Origin of the sequence: Brachybacterium tyrofermentans (assembly GCF_039526165.1) — a bacterium.
GTDB classification, from domain to species: Bacteria; Actinomycetota; Actinomycetes; order Actinomycetales; family Dermabacteraceae; genus Brachybacterium; species Brachybacterium tyrofermentans.
On sequence record NZ_BAAAIR010000033.1, the window covers coordinates 142778 to 162205 of the forward strand.

25 protein-coding genes are annotated in these 19428 nt (G+C 70.7%); 15 read left to right on the forward strand and 10 right to left on the reverse strand.

Translation table 11 applies throughout. The annotated features are described in order from the left end of the window. Positions 1 to 35 precede the first annotated feature (35 nt). The 6 genes from ABD093_RS07440 (at position 36) to ABD093_RS07465 (ending at position 4532) form a co-directional block, all read left to right on the forward strand. On the forward strand, positions 36 to 914 hold the full coding sequence (locus tag ABD093_RS07440) for a DUF3152 domain-containing protein (protein ID WP_193119273.1): 879 nt from the start codon (positions 36 to 38) through the stop codon (positions 912 to 914). Positions 915 to 955: 41 nt separating this feature from the next. Continuing rightward, positions 956 to 1531 carry a 1-acyl-sn-glycerol-3-phosphate acyltransferase gene (locus ABD093_RS07445; RefSeq protein ID WP_193119272.1) on the forward strand — a complete coding sequence of 192 codons (576 nt, stop codon included), beginning with the start codon at positions 956 to 958 and terminating at the stop codon, positions 1529 to 1531. 41 nt (positions 1532 to 1572) lie between these two features. Further along, entirely contained in the window at positions 1573 to 2013 is a 441-nt protein-coding gene (arfB, locus tag ABD093_RS07450; protein WP_193119271.1) for an alternative ribosome rescue aminoacyl-tRNA hydrolase ArfB, read from the forward strand. Positions 2014 to 2035: 22 nt separating this feature from the next. Then, positions 2036 to 2779 carry a helix-turn-helix transcriptional regulator gene (locus ABD093_RS07455; protein WP_343923437.1) on the forward strand — a complete coding sequence of 248 codons (744 nt, stop codon included), beginning with the start codon at positions 2036 to 2038 and terminating at the stop codon, positions 2777 to 2779. 173 nt (positions 2780 to 2952) lie between these two features. Further along, positions 2953 to 3750, forward strand: a complete 798-nt coding sequence (locus ABD093_RS07460; protein WP_343923439.1) for a VOC family protein — start codon at positions 2953 to 2955, stop codon at positions 3748 to 3750. Positions 3751 to 3803: 53 nt separating this feature from the next. Continuing rightward, positions 3804 to 4532 carry a hypothetical protein gene (locus tag ABD093_RS07465; RefSeq protein ID WP_343923441.1) on the forward strand — a complete coding sequence of 243 codons (729 nt, stop codon included), beginning with the start codon at positions 3804 to 3806 and terminating at the stop codon, positions 4530 to 4532. Between the two features lie 18 nt (positions 4533 to 4550). On the opposite strand, the gene ABD093_RS07470 is transcribed toward ABD093_RS07465, so the two are convergent. The 5 genes from ABD093_RS07470 to ABD093_RS07490 all read right to left on the reverse strand — a co-directional run bounded on the left by ABD093_RS07470 (position 4551) and on the right by ABD093_RS07490 (position 9144). Further along, positions 4551 to 5453 (reverse strand): phosphatase PAP2 family protein, encoded by a 903-nt coding sequence (locus tag ABD093_RS07470; RefSeq protein ID WP_226850976.1) that lies wholly within the window; start codon positions 5451 to 5453, stop codon positions 4551 to 4553. 420 nt (positions 5454 to 5873) lie between these two features. Next, on the reverse strand, positions 5874 to 6467 hold the full coding sequence (locus ABD093_RS07475) for a response regulator (RefSeq protein ID WP_343923492.1): 594 nt from the start codon (positions 6465 to 6467) through the stop codon (positions 5874 to 5876). Between the two features lie 71 nt (positions 6468 to 6538). Beyond that, entirely contained in the window at positions 6539 to 7717 is a 1179-nt protein-coding gene (locus tag ABD093_RS07480) for a sensor histidine kinase (RefSeq protein WP_343923444.1), read from the reverse strand. Next, positions 7714 to 8220, reverse strand: coding sequence for a DUF6069 family protein (locus tag ABD093_RS07485; RefSeq protein ID WP_343923446.1), 507 nt, complete (start codon positions 8218 to 8220; stop codon positions 7714 to 7716). Before ABD093_RS07485 ends, ABD093_RS07480 begins: the two co-directional genes overlap by 4 nt. 246 nt (positions 8221 to 8466) lie before the next feature. Then, a complete protein-coding gene (locus ABD093_RS07490; protein ID WP_193119266.1) occupies positions 8467 to 9144 on the reverse strand; it encodes a TetR/AcrR family transcriptional regulator in 678 nt (225 codons plus the stop codon). 98 nt (positions 9145 to 9242) lie between these two features. Here ABD093_RS07490 and ABD093_RS07495 point away from each other — a divergent pair, with 98 nt between their 5' ends. Further along, positions 9243 to 10100: an SDR family NAD(P)-dependent oxidoreductase gene (locus ABD093_RS07495; protein ID WP_343923449.1), complete on the forward strand. Its 858-nt coding sequence runs from the start codon at positions 9243 to 9245 to the stop codon at positions 10098 to 10100. 152 nt (positions 10101 to 10252) lie between these two features. Here ABD093_RS07495 and ABD093_RS07500 read toward each other — a convergent pair whose 3' ends face one another. Beyond that, positions 10253 to 10537, reverse strand: a complete 285-nt coding sequence (locus tag ABD093_RS07500) for a hypothetical protein (RefSeq protein ID WP_343923451.1) — start codon at positions 10535 to 10537, stop codon at positions 10253 to 10255. A gap of 118 nt (positions 10538 to 10655) precedes the next feature. Further along, positions 10656 to 11582, reverse strand: coding sequence for an SDR family NAD(P)-dependent oxidoreductase (locus ABD093_RS07505; protein WP_193119263.1), 927 nt, complete (start codon positions 11580 to 11582; stop codon positions 10656 to 10658). Positions 11583 to 11666: 84 nt separating this feature from the next. Between ABD093_RS07505 and ABD093_RS07510 the strand changes: the two genes are divergently transcribed. The 5 genes from ABD093_RS07510 to ABD093_RS07530 all read left to right on the forward strand — a co-directional run bounded on the left by ABD093_RS07510 (position 11667) and on the right by ABD093_RS07530 (position 16128). Beyond that, positions 11667 to 12215, forward strand: coding sequence for a TetR/AcrR family transcriptional regulator (locus ABD093_RS07510; protein WP_193119262.1), 549 nt, complete (start codon positions 11667 to 11669; stop codon positions 12213 to 12215). A gap of 88 nt (positions 12216 to 12303) precedes the next feature. Then, positions 12304 to 13932, forward strand: coding sequence for an alkaline phosphatase D family protein (locus tag ABD093_RS07515; protein WP_343923454.1), 1629 nt, complete (start codon positions 12304 to 12306; stop codon positions 13930 to 13932). Between the two features lie 27 nt (positions 13933 to 13959). Continuing rightward, on the forward strand, positions 13960 to 14568 hold the full coding sequence (locus tag ABD093_RS07520) for a hypothetical protein (protein WP_193119260.1): 609 nt from the start codon (positions 13960 to 13962) through the stop codon (positions 14566 to 14568). A 40-nt stretch (positions 14569 to 14608) separates the two neighbouring features. Next, the gene (locus ABD093_RS07525; protein WP_193119259.1) at positions 14609 to 15493 is read left to right on the forward strand and encodes an RCC1 domain-containing protein; all 885 of its coding nucleotides are present in this window, start codon (positions 14609 to 14611) and stop codon (positions 15491 to 15493) included. Beyond that, on the forward strand, positions 15490 to 16128 hold the full coding sequence (locus ABD093_RS07530) for a LysE family translocator (RefSeq protein ID WP_193119258.1): 639 nt from the start codon (positions 15490 to 15492) through the stop codon (positions 16126 to 16128). The genes ABD093_RS07525 and ABD093_RS07530 overlap by 4 nt, the downstream gene beginning before the upstream one ends. Positions 16129 to 16140: 12 nt before the next feature. On the opposite strand, the gene ABD093_RS07535 is transcribed toward ABD093_RS07530, so the two are convergent. Next, positions 16141 to 16692: a hypothetical protein gene (locus tag ABD093_RS07535; RefSeq protein ID WP_193119257.1), complete on the reverse strand. Its 552-nt coding sequence runs from the start codon at positions 16690 to 16692 to the stop codon at positions 16141 to 16143. A 305-nt stretch (positions 16693 to 16997) separates the two neighbouring features. Between ABD093_RS07535 and ABD093_RS07540 the strand changes: the two genes are divergently transcribed. Then, a complete protein-coding gene (locus tag ABD093_RS07540) occupies positions 16998 to 17252 on the forward strand; it encodes a PspC domain-containing protein (RefSeq protein ID WP_193119256.1) in 255 nt (84 codons plus the stop codon). Between the two features lie 65 nt (positions 17253 to 17317). On the opposite strand, the gene ABD093_RS07545 is transcribed toward ABD093_RS07540, so the two are convergent. Beyond that, positions 17318 to 17725 carry an NTP pyrophosphohydrolase gene (locus ABD093_RS07545; RefSeq protein ID WP_193119255.1) on the reverse strand — a complete coding sequence of 136 codons (408 nt, stop codon included), beginning with the start codon at positions 17723 to 17725 and terminating at the stop codon, positions 17318 to 17320. Beyond that, on the reverse strand, positions 17722 to 18120 hold the full coding sequence (locus tag ABD093_RS07550) for a hypothetical protein (RefSeq protein WP_226850972.1): 399 nt from the start codon (positions 18118 to 18120) through the stop codon (positions 17722 to 17724). Before ABD093_RS07550 ends, ABD093_RS07545 begins: the two co-directional genes overlap by 4 nt. 120 nt (positions 18121 to 18240) lie before the next feature. Between ABD093_RS07550 and ABD093_RS07555 the strand changes: the two genes are divergently transcribed. Together ABD093_RS07555 and ABD093_RS07560 are read left to right on the forward strand one after the other, a co-directional pair. Then, complete coding sequence (locus ABD093_RS07555) at positions 18241 to 18945, forward strand: VOC family protein (protein ID WP_319021702.1); 705 nt, start codon at positions 18241 to 18243, stop codon at positions 18943 to 18945. A gap of 43 nt (positions 18946 to 18988) precedes the next feature. Next, positions 18989 to 19399, forward strand: a complete 411-nt coding sequence (locus ABD093_RS07560) for a VOC family protein (RefSeq protein WP_343923459.1) — start codon at positions 18989 to 18991, stop codon at positions 19397 to 19399. Positions 19400 to 19428 lie beyond the last annotated feature (29 nt).

Sequence of the window (19428 nt, forward strand, 5' to 3'; positions counted from 1 at the left end):
CATCACCGGGGGCTGATGGACCTACCTTGAGGTTCGTGTCCCCGCCTCCCTCGCCCCGCAGCTCCCTGGTCCTGACGCGCCGAGGCCGCCTCCTCCGGACAGGGCTCGCCCTCCTCATCACCCTGATGGTGGTCATCGCCCTGGTGGCCGGAGCACGAGCACTCGCAGGCGGACGTTCCGACGAGACGGTCGGCACCTTGAGCGCCGCCTCGGACGCCGGATCGGGCAGCGGTTCGGACGCCGCCGCGGACGCCGGATCGGACGCCGGATCGGGCAGCGCGCCCGACGTCGGCACTGCGGAGACAGCCACCTCGGCGACCGCTCAGCCCACGGCGGACGAGAACACCAGCGAGGCCGCACCGGAGATCGTGCGCTCGGGCACCGTCGGTGCGGGAACCTGGACCACCCCGGACCTCGTCGACGGCTCCGACCCCGGCACGTTGCCCGTGCACACCTATGCGGTGCGTGTCGAGGCCGGGATCGGGATCGATGCCGACGACGCCGCACAGGAGATCGCGAGAATCCTCGACGATGAGCGCGGATGGCGAGCCACGGAGGAGGTCGCCTTCGAGCACGTGGCCGACCCGGCCTCGGCAGAGTTCACGATCTCGATCGCCTCCCCGCCCACGGCCGACGAGCTGTGCCTGCCTGCCAGGACGAACGGGCTGTGGAGCTGCCGCGTCGGCGAGGACGTGGTCCTGAACTCGGACCGCTGGCTGCATCGGACCCCGACCTACTCTGACACCACCGAGTACCGGGCCTACATGGTCAACCACGAGATCGGGCATTTCCTCGGTCATGGTCACTCGACGTGCGGAGGCGACGGGCTCACCGCGCCGGTCATGCTGCAGCAGAGCATCGATCTCGGCGGATGCCGGCCCAATGCGTGGCCGACGTCCGAGGGCATGGCCTGAGTCCTGAACCCGGCCGCCAGATCGTGGCTTACATTGATCCCATGATCCGCCGCGCCATCGCCCGCACCTTCTGGACGCTCAGCAGGTGGAAGCTGGTCGCCGAGCCCCGTGCGGACCGGCCCGCCATCTTCCTCGGCGCTCCGCACACCTCCAACTGGGACTTCGTGTTCATGCTCGCCCTGGCGTGGGAGCTCAAGATCCCCCTGCGCTGGTTGGGCAAGAACAGCGTCTTCACAGGCTGGCGAGGTCCGATCATGCGCACTCTCGGAGGCATCCCCGTCGACCGCTCGGACCCGAGTCGCATCGTCGACGAGGTGGTGGAGCGCATCCGGTCGGGAGAGGACTTCAACCTGGTCATCACCCCTGATGGCACTCGCAAGGGCAACACCTGCTGGAAGTCCGGCTTCTACCGGATCGCCCGCGCGACGGGGATGCCGGTGACCCTGGGCTTCGTGGACCGGTCGACGATGACCGTCGGCCTCGGCCCCACCTTCGACCTGACCGGGGACATCAGCGACGACATGGATCGCATCCGCGCCTTCTACGCGGACAAAGCCGGCCACCATCCGGCACATCGCGTCGAGCCCCGCCTGCGCGAGGAGCTCGACGACGCCTGAGTCTCGCGCGTCGACCTCCGCCGGTGCGGCACACTCGGGGGATGGATGATCTGCACGTGCCCGCGGGCCCCGGGGCGCCTCACGGGCTGAGGATCCCTGCGGCCGAGCTGGCCGAGCAGTTCACCCACGCGTCCGGCCCGGGCGGACAGGGCGTCAACACCTCCGACTCCCGGGTGCAGCTGCGTCTGGATCTCGCCACCACCACCGCGGTCGACGACGACCAGCGCGAGCGCCTGCTCTCCGTGCTGGCACCGCGCCTGGCGGGCAGCGTGCTCACCGTCAGCGCCGAGGAGCACCGGGCCCAGCGTCGCAACCGTGTCGCTGCCCGTGAGCGCCTCTCCGCAATCCTGCGCGAGGCCATCGCCCCGCCCGTGGTGCGCCGGCCCACGAAGCCCACCAAGGGCTCGAAGCGTCGGCGGCTGGACGGCAAGCGGCGCCGCTCGGAGACGAAGCAGAACCGCCGACGCCCAGGCGTCGACTGACCCCCTCCGTACACTCATCATCGTGACCCCGCTCACGATGGACCCCGCGGCGACGATTCTCGCCTCCGCGCTGGCCCTCGCCCAGGAGCGGCCGACGGAGCTCCACGTCGCAGACCTCGCCGACCACGTCGGTTACAGCCCCTTCCACTTCTCCCGGATCTTCGCGAAGCACACCGGGATCGGTCCGGGTCAGTACCTCATCGCCCTGCGCATCGACGCCGCCAAGCGTCTGCTGCTCGGTGGGGACGACGCCGTGGTCGACGTGGGCGCCGCCGCCGGCTTCGACTCCCTCTCGAGCTTCACGCGGAGGTTCCGCGCGACGGTCGGGGTGCCGCCCGCGCAGCTGCGCCGCCTCGCCCACCGCATCAGCGACAAGCCCCCACGGCCCTTTGCCCTGCTGCAGCCAGGCTCCGGCCTGGTCCACGCCGACATCGAGCTGCCGCCGGGGTTCAGTCCGCGCGGGGACGCGTCGATCTGGGTGGGCTGGTACCCGCACCCGGCCCCGATCGGACTGCCCCGTTCGGGCCTGCTGATCTCGGGGACGCCGACGGTCCAGCTGCCCCTGTGCCCCGGCGCGCCCTTCCTGCTGGGCTTCGCGGTGCCGAGCCAGGCCGACGCGCTGGACCAGCTGGTGCCGTCGTCCCCGATGGTCGCCGTGCACCCTGGCCCGATCACGCAGCCCGCCCGCGTCGCCCTGGACTTCTCGGTCCCGACATCGACCCGCCCGCCTCTGCTCAGCGCCCTGCCGAGCCTGTGCACCCGGTGACCGCTGTGCAGTCCCGACAGAACCAGCAGAACCAGCAGATCGCACCTCGAGAACGTCCGTCGCACCAGGTGCGCAGGATCGGACAATCATCCCGCCCCGATCCTACCTAGCGTAGGGACCACATCCCGGCCCCGACAGAGACCTGCTCCGGGCCCACCACTGAAGGAGGAGACATGACCCGCACCACCGGCACCAGCACCTGGGCAGATCTCAGCGTCACCGATCTCGCCGCCGCGAAGACCTTCTACTCCGGCCTGTTCGGCTGGGAGTTCGAGGATCTCGGCGAGAGCTTCAACCACTATCACCTGATCCGCAACGGCGGCGCCCTCGTGGGCGGGATCATGGACGTCACCGGGATGACCACTCCCGATGGCCAGACCCTGCCCTCCGAATGGGGCATCTACCTCGCCGTCGACGACGCGAGGTCCCGTACCGCGAAGGTCACCGAGAACGGCGGCACCGTGGTGGTCCCCCCGGACGCCATCAGCGAAGCCGGTGCCATGTCCATCGTGCTCGATGCGACCGGCGCGACCATCGGACTGTGGCAGGCCGGGGCGATCGAGGGCTACGAGTTCACCGGCGCGCCCGGCTCCCCGGTCTGGTTCGAGCTGATGACGCACGAGTACGACAAGGCCGTCGCGTTCTACACCGCTGTGTTCGAGGCGAACCTGGTGCCGATGGGCGAGCCGATGGACGACGACTCCTTCCGGTACGCGACCAACGGTCCCGGTGACTCCGCCAGCTGGGGTCTGTGCGACGCGACCGGCGCGATGCCGGTGGAGGCGACCGGCTGGCGCCTCTACTTCGGGGTCGAGGCCTCCGAGGCGGCACTGGCGAAGGTCGTCGAACTGGGCGGGAAGGTGCTGGACGGCCCGACCGACTCCCCCTTCGGCCGGATCGCGACGATCGAGGATCCGTGCGGGGCGTCCTTCCAGATCAGCGCGATGAGCGAGGCAGTCCCGGAGGACTGACCCCACGGGAAAACTGCTGGAGGGCGGGGGCGAGCGCGCATAGTCTGGCGCCTATGGACCACTCTCCCGCCCTCACGCTGTTCGAGTCCCTCGGAGCCGACGCCACCCACGAGGACGCCGAGGCCCGCTTCCGCGAGGCGGGCTGGGGCCCCTGCGGCGCCGGCGACTGGGCCATCGCCCTCGCCTCGCCGACAGCGGACCTCGTGGTGCGGATCAGTCCCTTCGATCCCGTCGGGCCGTACACGGCCCGGCTGTACCGCGAGGCCTCTTCCACCGGCCAGGTGCCCGCCCTGCATGCCCACCGCCGTCTCGCCGGCGGCGGCGACCTGCAGCTGCTGGAACGACTTGCCCCCGTGGACGAGTCCGAGGCCCACGAGCTCCTGGCTCGATGCGCAGTCCCGACGACGGAGTTCTCGGCGCTCGCGGCGATCGTCGGCGAGATCCATGCGGACGCACGCCGGGAGCTGCCCTGGTGCGGCCCGCTGGACACCAACCCGTCCAACGTGATGCGCACCCTCGCCGGGCAGCTCGTGCTCACCGATCCGTACTACGCCGACGGGCCGAACCTGTATGCCAGCGCGGAGCGGGACCCGGCACTCCTGGTGGCGCGAATCCCGGAGGCGGAGCGCCGGTACCTGACACACATCCCGCTCGCCTGCTCCGGCCCCTGGGAGGACGACGACCGGTCGGCGCTGCGGGAGGCCCTGCGCCGCGCCGACGAGGAGGCCATCACGGCGGAACCTGCAGCTGCGTCTCCTGCCGGAGCTCCGGTCACGGAGTGATGTGCCCCGTCTCCGGCTTCACTCATCCTCTGTGCGCACCCGCGCCACGAGCTGCGTCGGGTTCACGAAGCGCAGCGCGATGATCAGCGTGACCAGCATCAGCGCCGTGTACACGAAGGCCATCGCCGAGACCAGCGGTCGGGGCTCGGAGCCTCCGGCCGAGGGGATCAGCCCGCGCGGGACGCCTCGATCCCCTTGCGCGCGCATGCGCTCGTCCCACTGGGTGATGATCCGCAGGTAGAGACCGCCGATCATCAGACCGCCCAGGAGGTCGCTGGCCCAGTGCCAGCCCAGCAGGAAGGAGACGACCACGGAGTTCACGCTGATCACCACGACGCCCCAGCGCAGCAGCCGCAGCAGTCGCGGACTCGCGGAGCTGTAGTGGGTGATCAGGTAGACGACGGCGCCGTAGATGAGCACGGCCTCGGAGGCATGTCCCGAGGGGAAGCTGATGCCCTTGGCCCCCATGTCGAGGTAGCCGCCGTCGAAGAAGTTCGGATCCCGGGAATAGGTCACGGGGCGGGCGAAGATCAGCTTCAGGGTGCCGACGCCGATGAGGAAGGCCAGTTCGGCGAGCACAGCCACCTGGATCGGCCGCCAGGATCTCCTCCGTCGGGCCAGGACCACCGCGACCACGATCAGGATGGGCAGGCAGACGGCCTGACCGGCGACTCGGTCCAGGACGTTCTGGGCGAACCACAGCAGGTCCGGCTCGAGGTGATAGAGCCAGCGTCGGGCCAGCAGATAGTCCACGTGCTGCATGGGGCCCGCGGCGATGAGGACCATGAGCACGGAGCCGATGATCAGCGCCGGGATCGAGGTGATCGTGTCCAGCCAACCCCGGTTCCGAGGGAGCATCCGGCCCCGATCGGGCGCGTTCGCGATCGGGACATCGGGGCTGTTCGGCGAGTCAGGGACCATCGTCGAACGAGCTTAGACCGCGCCGAGCGCCAGTTCAGGACTTAGAGCCGAAGCTCACCACCCGAAACGCACACCGGAAGCTCCCCATCGGGCGCTCCCTCAGATGCACCGCCTCTCAGCGGATCAGCGCAGGAGACGGCTGAGAAGCCGGTGCGCAGAACGTCGGCCGACGCGCTTACCCACCGCCTCCGGACCCTGTCGGGCGGCATTCACGTCGCCCTTCACCCGGCGAGCACGGAAGAGCCAGCGGAACATCAGAACCTCCTCGACGTGGTGAGCATCGTGACCCTCTCGGGAGATGCTCCGGTCCCAGCAGTGCTGAGGCCCCCGACCGTACCAACACCCTTCCGCGCAGTCCCGGGACCCGACCGACCGTTCACCTCGGACTCGCCTCGGACTCACCGCAGGCGTCGCCGACCGTCACAGCCAGCCCTCGTGGCGGGCGGTGGCGAGCGCTTCGGCCCGGTTGCGGGTACCCGTCTTCCGGATCGCGCTGGAGAGGTAGTTGCGCACCGTGCTCGTGGAGAGGTGGAGGGCAGCGGCCATCTCCGCGATCGGCGCTCCGCCGTCGGAGGCGGCGAGCACCTCCTGCTCCCGCCGTGTCAACGGGCTCGGACCGGCGGCGAGCGCCTGGGCGGCCAGGGCAGGATCGACGACGGTCCCGCCGGCCGCCACCTGTCGGACCGCGGTGGCCAGGTCCTCGACCGGGTCGTCCTTGACGAGGAACCCACGGGCACCGGCATCCATGGCGCGGCGCAGGTATCCGGCACGGCCGAACGTGGTGACGATGATGACCGCAGTGCCCGGATGCGCCCGCAGCACCTCCGGGATGACGTCGAGGCCGCTGCGGCCCGGCAGCTCGATGTCCAGGATCAGCACGTCCGGGTGGTGCGCGGCGGCGGCGCCGACCACCTCGTCGCCGCGGCCCACGTCCCCGATCACCACAAGATCGGGCTCCAGCCCGAGCAGTCCCGCGAGCGCGGAGCGCATCATGGTCTGGTCCTCGACGATCATCACGGTGATCCGCGGGCCGATGCCCTCCTGTTCGGTCCTGTGCTCGTTCCCGCGGTCGGAATCCTGGTCGGTCATGCCCTCTCCTCCTCGCTCGTCGGCACGCTCGCGCCGAGCCGGAACCCGCCGGCCTCCCGATCGGCGACGAGCACGCCGCCCAGTGCCTCGGCCCGCTCGCGCAGGCCGGCCAGGCCGGAGCCCGGGCGGATCGGGGCGGAGACTGCGCCTCCGTCATCGGTGATCTCGAGGGTGGCCTCTCCCCCGCCGGACTCCACGAGGATCCGGCAGCTGCGCGCTCGGGCGTGCCGCAGGATGTTGGTGGTCCCCTCGCGCACCACCCACGCGAACAGGCGGTCCACTGGCCCTGGCAGCTCGACGGCGCCGGTGAGGACCTCGATGTCGATCAGCATCCCCGCGTCGGCCAGGGCCAGCCGGGCTGCCTCGAGCTCGTCCGCGAGCGTGGTCTCCCGGTAGCCGACCACCGCCTGGCGCACCTCGCCGAGGGCGCTGCGGCCGATCTCCTCGATGCTGCGGGCATGCTCAGCCGCCGCATCCGGATCCGTCGGGACGAATCGACGCACGGCTTCGGCCTTCACGACGATCAGGGACAAGGTGTGCCCGAGCAGGTCGTGGAGGTCGCGGGAGAAGCGCTCGCGCTCCTCGAGCACCGCGGTGCGGGCGAGCTGCTCGCGGGTGGCGCTCAGCTGCATGGTCGTCTCCAGGAGGCGGTCGATCAGGAAGGCGCTGAGGCCGGCCATGTAGGTCACGACGGCGAAGACGAGCGCGTCGGCGAGGGAACCTGTGGTGATCCCGGCGGCGATGGCACCGCTGACGGCGAGGCCGCCGATGAAACCCATCACCAAGCGGTGCCGCAGCCCCACCGCCATGCCGAGCGCCAGCAGCGGATAGAGGAACACCTGGTGCTCGTTCCAGAGGAACTGATAACAGACCACCGCCAGGGTGGCGGCGGCGACCAGCACCTCCGAGCCCAGGATCCCGCGCAGTGCCGGGTGCTCGCGCGACACGGAGCGGTGTCGCCCCAGCACGGTCGCGATGTGCAGCGCCGCGAGGAGCAGCAGCATCAGCAGCTGGCCGATGCGCCCGGTCTGGATCGAGACCACGACGGGTGCCAGCAGCAGCAGGGGCAGCCAGAGAAGCGCGTACCAGGCACCGGGACGACGCGCGACCCAGGGCAGGGACCGCTCATCGCACTCGTCGGGCGACGTCGGCACGGGGCGGGCGAGGGTGTTCATGAGGCCTCCCCGATCACAGTACGCCCGGCTCCGACCTGCCGCACAGCACTTCGGCGCAGGCCGAGGATCAGCACGATCCCGACCACGAGGTGCATCAGCTCCAGGGTCACGAGCACGGCCCCTCCGGCGCCGGAGAGCGGCGGGCCGGTCAGGGACAGCACCAGGACCGCGACCGCCACGGCGGTCCACCAGGCCCGGCCGCGCCGGAGTCGGATCAGAAGGGCGAGCAGCAGCCAGGCGGCCGCTCCGCCGATCAGGACCGCCCCGATGATCGAGGCGGGGCCCACGCTCTGCCCGGAAGCAGCCAGTTCGAGATCGAGGCCGCCCAGCGGGACCGCGACGGCCCAGATCAGCAGCGCGCCGATGACGGCGGTGACGAGGGCGGCAACAGCGCCGCGAGGGCGGATCCGCCGTGCGGTGGCCCGAGGTGAGGGTGGCGGCGAAGGCTGCGCGGTGAAGCCGCTCGTCGGCGGGGTCCGAGGATTCAGAGGGATGTTCGACATGACGTGCTCCGTGAGTGCGAAGGATCCATCGACCGTCGATGGCTGTCTTCGACGCTACGGAGACGGCGCGGCCCACGGCAGAGCCAGCGGTACCGACCTGAGAAGGACATTCGTCCTGCGTGTCAGGGCGTCGGCCCGCACCCGTACCCGGGGCCAGGCCGGCGCAGTATCCGACTGGACCTGAAGGTGACCGACGGGCTCAGGAGGTGACCGACGGGCTCAGGAGGCGAGCCGGAACGGTCCCCCTCACGGGCGCGGCCGCAGCCCGGACAGGACCAGGTCCAGGAGGCCGTCGGCGAACGCGTCGTCAAGCTCTGCGGTGCGCAGCAGCCACCGATGGAAGATCGGCCCGAACAGCAGCTCCGTCGCCAACGACGGATCCACGGTCCGGTCGATCTGGCCGGTGTCGATCGCACTCCGGAGCCGCACCGCGGTCGCCGTCAGCTGCGGCCCCAGCAGGCGTCGCACGAGCTCCTCGGCGAGCGCGGGGTCGGATTGGATCTCGGCCGTGACGGCCCGCTGGAGACGGTCGGTCGCCGGGTCGTCCAGCTCGGCGACAGCGCCCCGCAGCACGGTCCTCAGATCCGCCTCGAGGTCTCCGGTGTCCGGGAGCGCGACCACCCCGTCGGGCTCGGAGTTCACGTCCAGGATCGCATCGAACAGGACTTCGGCCTTCGACCGCCACCAGCGGTAGATGGTCTGCTTCCCGACCCCGGCGGCGCTCGCGATCCCTTCGATGCTCAGCCGGGAGTAGCCGACCTCGGCGACGAGGTCGCGCGTGGCCGCGAGGATCGCCCGGCGAGCGCGGTCGCTGCGTCGGGCGACGTCTGGAGACGCTCCCGAGGGTCGAGCGGCAGCACCTCGCGAATCACCTGCACGCTGCACGGATCCCTTCGCGGTGAACTCTTCAGACGCAGGATTCATGCGCCCACCGTACAACGAGACGAGACGCACCGTCTTGACAGGACGTCGCACCCCTTCGATACTGACGAGACGACCCGTCTCGTCACGAGGAGTGCACGATGAAGTCGTCCCCTTCCCCGTCCAGAATCTGGCTCATCACCGGCGCCGGCCGCGGGCTCGGTCGCGCTTTCGCCCACGCCGCACTGGCCCACGGCGATCGCGTCGTCGGCACGGTGCGGCGCACCGGGGCGATGGCAGATCTCCTGACCGAGTTCCCCGGATCGGTTCGCGGGATCGTGCTCGACGTCCGCGATGCTGCCGCGGTCGCGCCGGCCGTCGAGGCGGCCGCTCGGGCCTTCGGCGGGCTCGACGTCGTCGTCAACAATGCCGGGACCGGTTTCGTCGGCGCCCTGGAAGAGATCGAGGAGCAGGCTGCCCGCGACCATCTCGACCTGAACCTCTTCGGCGCACTGTGGGTGAGCCGGGCCGCCATCCCTCACCTGCGCGCCCGAGGAGGAGGCGACATCGTGCAGATCTCGACCGTCGGAGCGATCGGGGCGATGCCATTGTTCGGGCTGTACAACGCCGGGAAGTGGGCGCTCGAGGGATTCACCGAGGCGCTCTCGGGGGAGGTCGCGCAGTTCGGGATCCGGACGACGATCGCTCAGCTCGGCGGGTTCGCAACGGACTGGGCAGGGTCGAGCATGCCGTTCGCCGCTCCACGGGCCGAGTACGACGACCTGCGCACCGCACTGTTCGGCGCCGCCGAGGTGCCCTGGCCGGCTGCGGACCCCGACACCTCCCCGACCGATGCAGACCCGGCTGTGGCGGCCGACGCCCTGCTCGCCCACCTCGGAGACCCCGACCACCCTCTCCGAGTGCTGATCGGTGAGGACGCGCCGGGCCATGCCGCGCTCGCCTATGCGGCACGGAAGGAGTCCTACGGCGCCGACGGGGGCCTGGTCTGGCCGACCTGAACGGCGCGGTGAGTGCGGGCGTAGGCGGGGTCGGGGCCCGAGACCCCAAGCGTCTTCACCTCCAGCAGCCGCACCCCGCGAGCAAGGGCGTCGGCCTCGATGGCGGAGAAGATCGCGGTGCCGATGTCGTCGCGGACGGTCCAGGCCGTCGCTCAGCTCAGGTCGGGCTTGTCCAGCTCGCGCCGGTTGCGACGGTTCGTGCTGAGGATGTACGTGCTGAGCACCGTTCCGCCGAGCACGCCGATGCCGATGAGCACCCAGACGCCCAGCTCCGGGTCGATCAGCTCGAGCACGTAGATGGCGATCACGCTCACGGCGAGCAGAAGCCCTTCCACGACGGCGAACGCGACGAAGAATCTGCTCATCTGCTCCTGCCGCTGGCGGCTGAGCTCCCTCGCGCGGGCGTCGGACGGATCGGTGTCGGAGCTGTGGCTCATGCAGTCATCGTAGCGACGGCTGCGCGCGACGACCTGTCATAGGGACGGGGACAGGGAGCGGGGCCGGAGCCGGGGGCGCGGTCTCGTCGTCCCGCGCAGCCCTGCGCGCAGTCCGCGCTCAGCCCCGTGGGACAGGCAGGGTCACGCCCGCGAGCTCTTCGAGCTCGGCCCAGATCCGTTCCGCGACGTCAGCTCCCGGGCGGGCAGTGTGCACTGACGGGTCGAGCCGGACCGGAGGCCCGGCCACGCGCTTCGGCCCGTAGAACTCCCCGCCTGTGGCGTCCGGATCGACGAGCGCGCGCACACCCGACCACGCCGCCGCGTCTTTCCCCTGCGCCCACGGCGTGTACGGATTGCGCCGGTAGGCGACGCTGGAATCTCTGATCCCCGGTCGCTCCGGCGTCTTGGCGTCGACCCCGACGCCCGGACGCGTGAGGATCGACGCGATCGGCAGTCCGGCGGCGCGGGCACGACGGTCGAGCTCATAGGCGAACACCTCGGTGCGGGTCTTCGCGTCGACATAGGCCCCGATGCCGGTGCGGGGCGCCGGACGCGGCCGGGAGATGTCCCTGCGGAACCGCTGGACGAAGCCGGTCGAGGCATGCACGACCCGGAGAGGGACACCCGGATCCTCGGCGCGCGCCGACAGGATCCCGGCGACGAGGGCGACGTTCGCCACCGTGTGAGCCCCGACCATCAGCGGCAGGCCGTCCTCGGTCGTCTCCCGGGCCGAGAAGTGCATCGGACCGCCGTTGAGGAAGATGCCGTCCAGGCGTGGCAGCACGGAAAGCTGTTCGGCGCCCTCACGGACCGACGCCAGCGAGACGAGATCGACGGCGACCCCACTCGTCACCGCTCGGGGCACCTGCCCGCGGATCGCCCTCGCGGCGACCTCGATCTTCTCCGGCGACCGGGAGGCCAGGACCACCTCGGCCCCGGCCGAGGCGAGCTGCTCGGCCGCGAAGTAGCCGATGCCCCCGGTCGCGCCCGTGACCGCGTAGACGCGGCCGGTGAGATCGGGCAGCCGGGCAGGGTTCCAGGTCATGAGCTTCTCCTCGATTCGGATGAGCTATCCGCTTGAGCGTACACCCAAAGCGGATAGTTGATCCACATCGGGTACGATGCCGCCATGACGACGCTTCGATCGGACGCTGCGCGCTCCCGCGCCAGGATTCTCGACGCCGCTCGCCGCCAGCCCATCGACGAGCTGCGGCTGAATGACGTCGCCCATGCGGCGGGCGTCGGCGTCGCGACCGTCTACCGACATTTCCCGAGCGTGACCGTGCTCGTCGAGGCGCTCACCCTGGACGCCCTCGAGACGCTCGTCGACATGGCTCGGGCCGCGGCCGCCGAGCCCGAGCCCGCCGCCGCCTTCACCCTCCTCATCCGCACGACGGCGACGCAGCAGCTCGAGCACCAGGGCCTCCAGACCATCCTGCTGTCGGACGAGGTCTCGGCCGAGGCGCACACCCTCCGGGAGGAGCTGTTCGGCCTCGCGGAGTCAGCGCTCACGAACGCGATCGCCGCCGGCGCGGTCCGTCCAGGGATCAGGATCGACCAGGTGCAGCGCCTCGTGTGCGGCGTCGAGCACGCCGTGCGCCTCGGGGACGGCCACGACCGGGATCTCCTCCTCGACGTCATGATGTCCGGACTGGCCCCGTCGGCCGGACGATCCTGACACCGATCGCGCATCGCGCCCGAGGCGCACCCCCGGCCATTCACGCCGAGGACATGTGCGCGTCACGACGACGGAGTTCACTGGCGCGATGGACAGCTTCACCGCCCCGAACCGTCGGACCCTGCTGCGAGGAGCCGCCGCAGCGGCGCTCGCCACCACGCTCCCCGTGGCCGGTGCCGCCTCCGCCGCGCCCGCCCGTCCCGGGTCGTCGCGGCTGACGCTCCCCTCCGGCCTCCAGACCGGGGACGTCACCTCGAGCTCCGCGGTGCTGTGGTCCCGCGCCTCGGGCGAGGGGCGGCTCCATGCCGTGCTCCACGCCCTGGACGCCGACGGCAAGCGCCTCACCGCCGGCCGCAGCCGACGCGGGAAGGGCACCGGCGCGGACGGCCGACCGATCTCGCTGCGCGGCCCGTGGGCCACCGCGGAGACCGACTTCACCGCACGGATCAGCGCGAAGCAGCTTCCGGCCGGCACGACCTTCGAGACCGAGCTGTTCTTCGAGGACGAGAACGGGCACCGCGGCGAGGTCGGCTCCGGCCGCTTCAGCACCGCGCCGGGTCACCGCTCCGACGGCGCACAGACCTTCGTGTGGACGGCCGACACCGCGGGCCAGGGCTACGGCATCAACCCTGACGTCGGAGGCATGTTCGGCTACGAGGCGATGCGCGCCGTCGCCCCGGACTTCTTCCTCCACGCCGGCGACACCATCTATGCCGACGGTCCGATCGCGGAGACGCTCGAGGAGCCCGACGGCGCGATCTGGCGCAACCTGGTCACCGAGGAGGTCTCGAAGGTCGCGGAGACCCTCACGGAGTTCCGGGGCCGCCACAGCTACAACCTCCTGGACGACAACATCCGCGCGATGTACGCCGAGGTCCCGGTCATCGCCACCTGGGACGACCACGAGACCACCAACAACTGGTGGGCCGGCGAGATCCTCGAGGACGAGAAGTACACGGTGCGCGACGTGAACACCCTCGCCGCCCGGGGCCGACGCGCCTGGCAGGAGTACCAGCCGATCGCCGATGTGCGCGCCCTGTCCCCGGGATCCGGCTTCGAGCCGGAGCGCATCTACCGACTCATCGAGCGCGGCCCCGACCTGGATGTGTTCGTCCTCGACATGCGCACGGACAAGAGCGAGAACACCGACGGCCGGGAGCAGCACGAGACCTCGATGCTCGGTGAGGAGCAGCTGCAGTGGCTGCTGAAGGGGCTGCGCAGGTCCCAGGCGACGTGGAAGGTGATCCTCGCCGATCTGCCGCTGGGCATCGTGGTCCCCGACGGGGAGGGGCAGGAGTCGATCGCCAACGCGGAGAACGGCGCGCCCCTGGGCCGCGAGCTCGAGCTGGCCCGCCTGCTCTCGGGGATCAAGACGCAGAAGACAAAGAACATCGTGTTCCTCACCGGGGACGTCCACTACTGCGCCGCCCACCACTACTCCCCCGAGCGCGCCGCCTTCACGGACTTCGACCCGTTCTGGGAATTCGTGGCCGGCCCCATCAACTCCGGCTCCTTCGGGCCCAACGAGATGGATGGGACCTTCGGGCCCGAGGTCGACTTCCAGAAGGCGGGCCCTGCGATGGGCTCCCCGCGCGATGGGAAGGGCCAGTTCTTCGGCCGGGTCGAGATCGCCCCGCAGGGCGAGTCGTTCACCGTCGAGCTGATCGACGCCAACGGCGATGTGCAGTACACCCGCACCCTGACCCCGGAGAGCTGATCGGGGCCCTGCTGGCACACTGGGCGCATGGCCGCCCTGGAACTCCACGAGTGCATCGCGCAGCTGGACGCCGGTGGCATCGTGCGGATCCGGACCTCCCGCACCATGGATCTCGGGATGCTCGGCCTGGGAGTCATGGTCGGCATCGGCCTGCTCGTCCTGCTCGCCCTCTTCGTCCAGCAGCTCATCCGGACCGGCGAGCATCTTCCCGCGCTCATCCATCCCGTGACGTGGGCATCCGTCATCGGGGTGATCGGGTGCGTCGTCCTGCTGCCGCTCGCGTCGGTGGCCGTTCTCCTGCGGGGCGATGAGCTCCACCTCTCCCGAGCGGGGATCGCCGAGGCCCGGCGGCGCAGCAGCGCCCGGACGACGACCCGCCGTTGGGACGAGATCCAGCACGTGGGAACACCTCGGACAGGAAATGCCGGTCGCTTCCGGGGTCCTCTCGCGGTGGTCTACACCATGACACCCCGAGCACGGCACCGGCTCGAGCAGGCGCATGCGGAGGCCGGCGTCCGCCCTCCCCGGTGGCTGTCCCGGCGACAGCCTGGAACGGTCCTCGTGAGATCCGAATACGTCCTGGGACCGAAGCGGCTGGCACGGCTGCTGACCACCGCGCAGCAGCGCTACTCCTGAGCAGTACGATCGATCTCCTCGCCCCGGATCGGAGGCAGCCATGTCCGTGATCGCAGCAGGTCGGCGCCACTCCGTCGCGTGCCGCACCGACGGCACGGTCCTGGCCGCCGGCAGCGACCTCGCGGGTGAGTGCGACGTGTCGGGCTGGAGCGATGTCATCGCCGTCGCCGCAGGGAACGTGCACACGGCGCGCAACACGGGGCGCTCGCACACCGTCGGACTCCGCACCGACGGCACGGTCGTCGCGACCGGCTGGAACGGCTCGGGCCAGACCGACGTCTCCGACTGGAGAGACATCACCGCTCTCGCGGCGGGGTGGAGATCGACGCTCGGGCTCCGCGCGGACGGCACCGTGATGGCCGCTGGGCGGACCGGCGAGGGTCAGGGAGCCGTCAGCAGCTGGCGCGACGTCGTCGCGGTCGCGTGCGGGGACTGGCACGCGGTCGCTGTGCGCAGCGATGGCACGGCTCTCGCCACCGGCAGCAACCAGCGCGGTCAATGCCTCGTCGGCTCGTGGCGGCACCTGGTCGGCATCTCCGCCGGGTACCTGCACACGGTCGGCCTCCGGGACGACGGCACGGTCGTCGCGACCGGAGAGGCGGCGTCGGGTGCGTGCGAAGTCGAGCATCTGCGAGGTATCCGTGACCTCGCCGTCGGCAGCCATCACACTCTGGCGCTCCGGGAGGACGGGACCGTCTGCGCCGTCGGGGACAACACCTACTGGCAGTGCGACGTCGAGGGGTGGCGCGGTGTCACGGCCGTCGCCGCCGGTTCGACGCACTCCCTCGGGATCCTCGCCGATGGCACGGTGGTGGCCACGGGGAACAGCTCCGACTTACGGTGCGACGTCGACACCTGGCAGCTCGGCGAGCGACAGGACCTGCGCACCCTTCGCTCAACCTCACCGCAAGGGGCTGCTCAGTGATCTCTTGGAGTGCAGTGGCCGCGGTCGCACTGCTCGAGCTCGGTATGGCTCTGCTCCCCGGGCCGAACATGATCTACCTCGCCTCCCGCTCGATCACGCAGGGCCGCAGGGCGGGCCTGGTGTGCCTGGGCGGGACGGCCGTGGGCTTCGTGTGCTACCTGCTGGCCACCGCTGCAGGACTGTCCGCGCTGTTCACCGCTGTCCCGGTCGCCTACACCGTGATCAAGGTGGCCGGTGCCGTGTACCTCGCGTACCTCGCCTGGGGCATCCTCAAGCCCGGAGGCAGCTCGCCGTTCGCGCCCGACCTCGACATCCCGCCGGACCCCGACGTCCGACTGTTCTCGAGGGGACTGCTCACCAATCTGCTCAACCCCAAGATCGCTCTCCTGTACGCCGCGCTCCTTCCTCAGTTCCTCGATCTGAGCGCCGGCCCGGCGTGGTCGCAGCTGCTGCAGCTCGGCGCAGTGCAGATCGTGGTGGGGGTCGCCGTGAACGGCATGGTCGTGCTCGCCGCAGCACGCCTTGCGGGCATCCTGTCCGCTCGGCCCCGCCTCCTGGCCGCACAGCGGTTCACCGCTGGTGGTCTCCTCGCAGTCTTCGCAGTGCGGGCCGCAACCGCCCGCGGCCCCGCGTGAGCGTCGGATCCCTTATCGTGCACCGCCGAACCAGCCGTCGATCGCTCGCGTCGCCTCGACGTGGATCTCGGCCGTGCGCACCGGGTCCGCGACTCGCAAGCCATGATCGGCCCCGGCGATCTCGAGCACCTCGGCACTGAGCGCAGCGGCGATCCCGCTGTCCCAGGTGTCGGTGTCGTCGGTCCCGGCGATGAGCAGCTGCCGTCCCGGATGATCGGCGATCGCTCGGGCCACGGCGGGCATCTTCACGAGCGGGGTGAGCCAGACAGCATCGATTCGATGCTCGGCCGCATAGGGAGCGGCGAGGGTGCCGAGCGACTTCCCGACCACCCGGACCGGTCCCTCGTGGTCGCCGATGGCCGCCGCCAGCTCGAGCCCGATCTGCTCGGTCCCCCAGTTCTCCGCCGGAGTCCAGTCGACCTCGCGAACGTCCCAGCCATGACTGATCGCGACCAGAGCCGCGAAGTGGAGCAGCGGCATCTGGCACGTGTATGCCGCGCCCGGGAGCATGATCACCAGGCCGCGCGACGGGGTCGGCGCCTGCCAGTCCGCGTACTCGGTCATGGTTCCTCCTCGGGTGTCGGTGCGGGGTCGAAAGTTGGTGCGAGTCGAATGTCGTTGCAGGGCGGGTGACGCTGTGACCCCGCGCTGGAGCACGGCCGCTCAGCGCTCCCTCGCCCTGTGCATCCTCGATGATCCTGCACGGCTGGACCTGAGGCGAAGGCATTCCCTGCGCGGGCGTCCCGAACGGCGCTGACCACACCGCTGGCCTCTCCCCATCGCTCCGGCGACCTCTCTCCGGTTTCCCGTCATCGCCTGCGGGGGTCAGCCCCAGTGCGCTCGAAGTGCACGGCACGTAGCGTCGAGGCATGGACACATTCTTCGACTCCCTCCGCCGCATCCGCTTCCGCCGTGGTCCCCGACGTCTCGTCGGCGGGATCGCCGGTGGCCTCGCCGACCGATTCAGCCTCGACGTGTGGCTGGTCCGCGTGCTGGTCCTCGCCTCGTTCCTGCTCCCGGTGCTCGGCGTGGGCGCGTACCTCGTGGTCTGGCTGCTCACGCCCTGGCAGGACGACAGCATCCCGCTGGAGCGCATGCTGGGCAGTCGTACACAGCGCTACTGAGCTGCGGTCGGCGGGCGGGTCACGACCCAGGGCGTCTCAGCTCGAGTGCTCAGCTCGGCGGCCGATCAGCTCGGGCGCACGACCCGTGGGCCGACGGTGCGAGCACCCAGAGCGGTGACCCGGGTCCGCAGCTCCCGATCCGCGGTGACGACGACGATACTCTCGCCCTGTGCGGCACGTTGCTCGACGACCTTGACGATCATGTCGTCGCCGATCCCGGGAGCGTGAACGACCTGCACCGTCGGCGTGGACTGGACGCCGCGGGCTCGCCCCTCGACCACGAGCACCAGCGCAGGAGTCGCGGCCAGCTGCAGGTCGTGACGGAGAGCATCGGAGGAGAGCGAGTCGCGCAGCCGCCGCGTGGCCGCGGCACGATCGCGCCACCAGCCATCGGGCACGCTGCCGACGCAGTTGGCGGCGTCCACCACGACGGTCGCGGCCCTCTGATCCGTCGTGCGCTCGGGATCCGTCATGGTGCCGTCCTCGCGCGGGTGGCGGGCAGCTCGCTCCAGGCGAGCCGGACCTCGCCGGAGGCCTGCCGCAGTGCGGCGACGAGATCGTCCGCCGCATCCTGCACGGAACCGAGCCCGTCCTCGCCCGCCGACGCCAGCACGATCTGCCACACCTCGCCGTCGTCCGGAGTCGTGACCTCGGCCGTGTACCCGCCGCGGTAGTGGAGACCTGCGCCGCCCGGGTCGTCGGAGTCCGGTTCGTGCTCCAGAGACTCCACGAAGTCCTGCACCGCGGTCGCCGCGTCAGGACCGCTGATCGATGCCTGCACCCCGACCTGCGTCCACACGTCGTACGGCCAGTCCATATTCCAAGCGTCCGTCGGCTGGAACGAGGAGATCTCGGATCGCTCGTGCATGGTGGGCCTCCTCGGGGTCCGTGGGGATGTGGCCATCGAGCCTATGCCCCGCTCCGCACGCTCCCCGCACATCTGGTCCGAGCTCTCGCCATGGGCAGGATTCCGTCCCAAAGTGCAGGAGTGACCCTCCACCTGGACGCAGTGGTCTTCGACGTGGCCGAGGCGAGCGCGGCAGCGGGCTTCTGGGCCGGGCTGCTCGACCGCGAGGTCCTCCCCGAGCCCGGCGGCGCGTCGGTGCCGGGGACCGTGACGCAGGTGGGGCTCCGCTTCGTCACCTCCGACACCGTGCAACTCGGTCCGCGCCAGCTTCATCTGCACCTGACCAGCAGCACCCTCGAGCACCAGCAGCAGACCGTGCAGAGGGCGCTGGATCTCGGCGGCCGGCACCTGGATGTGGGCCAGTCCTCCGACGACAGGTTCATCGTGCTCGCCGACCCCGCCGACGACGAGCTGTGCGTGATCGAACCCGGCAACACCTACCTCGCGGGCACCGGCTTCCTCGGCGAGGTCACCTGCGACGGGACACGGGATGTCGGAGTGTTCTGGCACGAGGCCCTGGGCTGGCCGCTGGTGCTGGATGAGAACGGCCAGACCGCGATCCAGTCCCCGCACGGCGGCACCAAGATCTCCTGGGACTCCTGGGAGGATCCGTCCGCCCCGTCCGAGCACGTGAGGAGCCGGCAGCGCTTCGATCTGCTCGCGGCGGACCTCGCCCTCGAGACGGAGCGGCTGGTCGCGCTCGGCGCGACCCGCCTCGCCGAGCAGGAAGGCCACCTCGAGCTGGCCGATCCCGACGGCCACGAGTTCGGGCTGCGCACTGCCTGAGGCGTGGGCTGATCCGATCTGACCCGAAGGAGATTCCCCCCCGATGCCTGCCCCCGATAGGTCCCCGCTCCGGCTTCACCGAGCGACTGCGCAGGTGTTCGTCACCGACTTCGCGCGGGCGCTGGTCTTCTACCGCGACCTTCTCGGGTTCGAGATCGTCTTCACCCATGGCGACCCTCCGTTCTACGGCGAGGTGCGCCGCGGCGATGCGCGCCTGAACCTGCGGCACGTCGACGAGTCACCGTTCGTGGCAGACGTGCGAGAGCAGGAGCAGCTGCTGTCGGCATACATCACGACCGCCGACGCCGGAGCACTCTTCCGCGAGTTCCAGGATGCGGGTGCCGACTTCCAGGAGACGCTGCAGGTGAAGCCCTGGGGAGCCACCGAGTTCGTGGTCCGCGACTCGGACGTCAATCTGCTCCTCGTCGGGACCCCGTCGGCCCTGCCGTCCTGAGCGGGTCAGGAGCGGACCAGAAGCGGATC

Bases quoted from the DNA above. Each gene is read 5' to 3' on its own strand.
- ABD093_RS07505 (WP_193119263.1), bottom strand. From the start codon at position 11,582: ATGACCTGGAACCCTGCCCGGCTGCCCGATCTCACCGGCCGCGTCTAC.
- ABD093_RS07535 (WP_193119257.1), bottom strand. From the start codon at position 16,692: ATGACCGAGTACGCGGACTGGCAGGCGCCGACCCCGTCGCGCGGCCTG.
- ABD093_RS07510 (WP_193119262.1), top strand. From the start codon at position 11,667: ATGACGACGCTTCGATCGGACGCTGCGCGCTCCCGCGCCAGGATTCTC.
- ABD093_RS07545 (WP_193119255.1), bottom strand. From the start codon at position 17,725: ATGACGGATCCCGAGCGCACGACGGATCAGAGGGCCGCGACCGTCGTG.
- ABD093_RS07490 (WP_193119266.1), bottom strand. From the start codon at position 9,144: ATGAATCCTGCGTCTGAAGAGTTCACCGCGAAGGGATCCGTGCAGCGT.
- arfB (WP_193119271.1), top strand. From the start codon at position 1,573: ATGGATGATCTGCACGTGCCCGCGGGCCCCGGGGCGCCTCACGGGCTG.
- ABD093_RS07465 (WP_343923441.1), top strand. From the start codon at position 3,804: ATGGACCACTCTCCCGCCCTCACGCTGTTCGAGTCCCTCGGAGCCGAC.
- ABD093_RS07495 (WP_343923449.1), top strand. From the start codon at position 9,243: ATGAAGTCGTCCCCTTCCCCGTCCAGAATCTGGCTCATCACCGGCGCC.
- ABD093_RS07475 (WP_343923492.1), bottom strand. From the start codon at position 6,467: ATGATCGTCGAGGACCAGACCATGATGCGCTCCGCGCTCGCGGGACTG.
- ABD093_RS07550 (WP_226850972.1), bottom strand. From the start codon at position 18,120: ATGCACGAGCGATCCGAGATCTCCTCGTTCCAGCCGACGGACGCTTGG.
- ABD093_RS07560 (WP_343923459.1), top strand. From the start codon at position 18,989: ATGCCTGCCCCCGATAGGTCCCCGCTCCGGCTTCACCGAGCGACTGCG.
- ABD093_RS07515 (WP_343923454.1), top strand. From the start codon at position 12,304: ATGGACAGCTTCACCGCCCCGAACCGTCGGACCCTGCTGCGAGGAGCC.
- ABD093_RS07540 (WP_193119256.1), top strand. From the start codon at position 16,998: ATGGACACATTCTTCGACTCCCTCCGCCGCATCCGCTTCCGCCGTGGT.
- ABD093_RS07460 (WP_343923439.1), top strand. From the start codon at position 2,953: ATGACCCGCACCACCGGCACCAGCACCTGGGCAGATCTCAGCGTCACC.
- ABD093_RS07470 (WP_226850976.1), bottom strand. From the start codon at position 5,453: ATGGTCCCTGACTCGCCGAACAGCCCCGATGTCCCGATCGCGAACGCG.
- ABD093_RS07520 (WP_193119260.1), top strand. From the start codon at position 13,960: ATGGCCGCCCTGGAACTCCACGAGTGCATCGCGCAGCTGGACGCCGGT.
- ABD093_RS07445 (WP_193119272.1), top strand. From the start codon at position 956: ATGATCCGCCGCGCCATCGCCCGCACCTTCTGGACGCTCAGCAGGTGG.
- ABD093_RS07480 (WP_343923444.1), bottom strand. From the start codon at position 7,717: ATGAACACCCTCGCCCGCCCCGTGCCGACGTCGCCCGACGAGTGCGAT.
- ABD093_RS07500 (WP_343923451.1), bottom strand. From the start codon at position 10,537: ATGAGCCACAGCTCCGACACCGATCCGTCCGACGCCCGCGCGAGGGAG.
- ABD093_RS07525 (WP_193119259.1), top strand. From the start codon at position 14,609: ATGTCCGTGATCGCAGCAGGTCGGCGCCACTCCGTCGCGTGCCGCACC.
- ABD093_RS07485 (WP_343923446.1), bottom strand. From the start codon at position 8,220: ATGTCGAACATCCCTCTGAATCCTCGGACCCCGCCGACGAGCGGCTTC.